Raw genomic sequence first — 1,373 nt, forward strand, 5'->3', positions numbered from 1 at the left:
TTTTGTTGTTGTTTTCTTCATCCACCCCTTTGTAATGGAGCAATGACTTCATAACGACATCTTGGTTTTGTTGAATGTAGTCTTGGTGCTTTTCATGAAGCCACTCATTGTAAGAAATGTCTTGGATGGTTAGAAGTGTTTGAACTAAGTCTTTTGATTGCTTAAGTTCACGATTAGTAACGCCCATTCACCTTCACCCCCTTTCAAGGTTTTTATCCATAAAAAAAAGAAGCGATCTATTAAGGATCACTTCCATTAGGATGATGTTTCGTTGATGAATTTTTGTATGGCTTTATCCCTATCTTCAAGGGTTTTGTATTTCTGTGTTTTTAAGGAGATACGATCCTGTAATTTTCCATCCTGATAATAACTTAGAGATTGGAACAGTTCACTACCTTCCAAACCTATATCATTCAGATCCATATCCCCATCAAGAATCTTTTGATTCTGAGCATTAATTTCTTTCACATTAATTTCTTCAATATTTTCTTCCACTATCTTGATATATTCATCTCTTTTTTCTTCCTCAGACGCATCAGTTACTAAAATATAAACATTGTCACTGTCTTGCAGAGTTTCTTTCATGTCACCTGGTGATAATGACTCGACTTGACCTGTGGCTCCTTGAGATCCGCAACCAACTAGGATTAAAACTATAACAAATCCAGCCAAACCACCGACCCAACGCTTTGCCATCAGATCAATCTCCTCTCAAGTGATTTGTATAACGATTCTAACACCTACTAAAATATAAATCCACATTATGGAAGATAGATCTTTATTATTGATGATTGTTTATGGCGAGATACAATCAACCCTATGTAGAATGATTATTTTTCTACAATGCACATCGTTTCTAGCCTATACGAAAAACTTTATGTATCTAGGATAAACTACATAAAGCTTCATCAGTTTATACCTCACTTTATATAAGTAATCCATAATAGATACAACGCTTACCCGGTCACAAGATGCGTTTCACGTAACACGCACCAAACGGTCATCGACTGTTAGAAAGTTTTATGACCTTTCAATTTCCTAACATAGATATATAGTTTTCAATGTTCAATGTGTGCTATTTAAGCACGTGTTAAAATCGTTATATTTATTTGACAGGTTTCAGCTCACTCATAGGATTTTTGCGTTTAGCAATGGTTCTGAATTGATCATCTTTTACGGTTCGAATTCGATAATAGATACTGGCCAGCTTTTCAGTAGTACCATGACGATCAACCGCCCAAATACCACGCACATCATATCTTTTTCCTTCAAAGGTTTTTACATTGTCAGCTTGTGAAGCAATGTCATAATAAGCAAAGTGCTTTTTATTTGATTTCACCTTTTCTTACCTCCCAATTATGGTTCTCCCGCCA

3 protein-coding genes are annotated in these 1,373 nt (G+C 35.5%); all 3 read right to left on the bottom strand.

What is annotated here, in order from left to right:
• On the bottom strand, nt 1-187 hold a 187-nt coding region (locus LD39_RS18990; RefSeq protein ID WP_035551825.1), incomplete at its 3' end, for a hypothetical protein.
• 68 nt (nt 188-255) lie between these two features.
• On the bottom strand, nt 256-696 hold the full coding sequence (locus LD39_RS18995) for a hypothetical protein (protein WP_035551827.1): 441 nt from the start codon (nt 694-696) through the stop codon (nt 256-258).
• A 409-nt stretch (nt 697-1,105) separates the two neighbouring features.
• Nucleotides 1,106-1,339, bottom strand: coding sequence for a hypothetical protein (locus tag LD39_RS19000; protein ID WP_035551829.1), 234 nt, complete (start codon nt 1,337-1,339; stop codon nt 1,106-1,108).
• Nucleotides 1,340-1,373: the final 34 nt, after the last annotated feature.

Origin of the sequence: Halobacillus sp. BBL2006 (assembly GCF_000786645.1) — a bacterium.
Taxonomy (GTDB): Bacteria; Bacillota; Bacilli; order Bacillales; family Halobacillaceae; genus Halobacillus.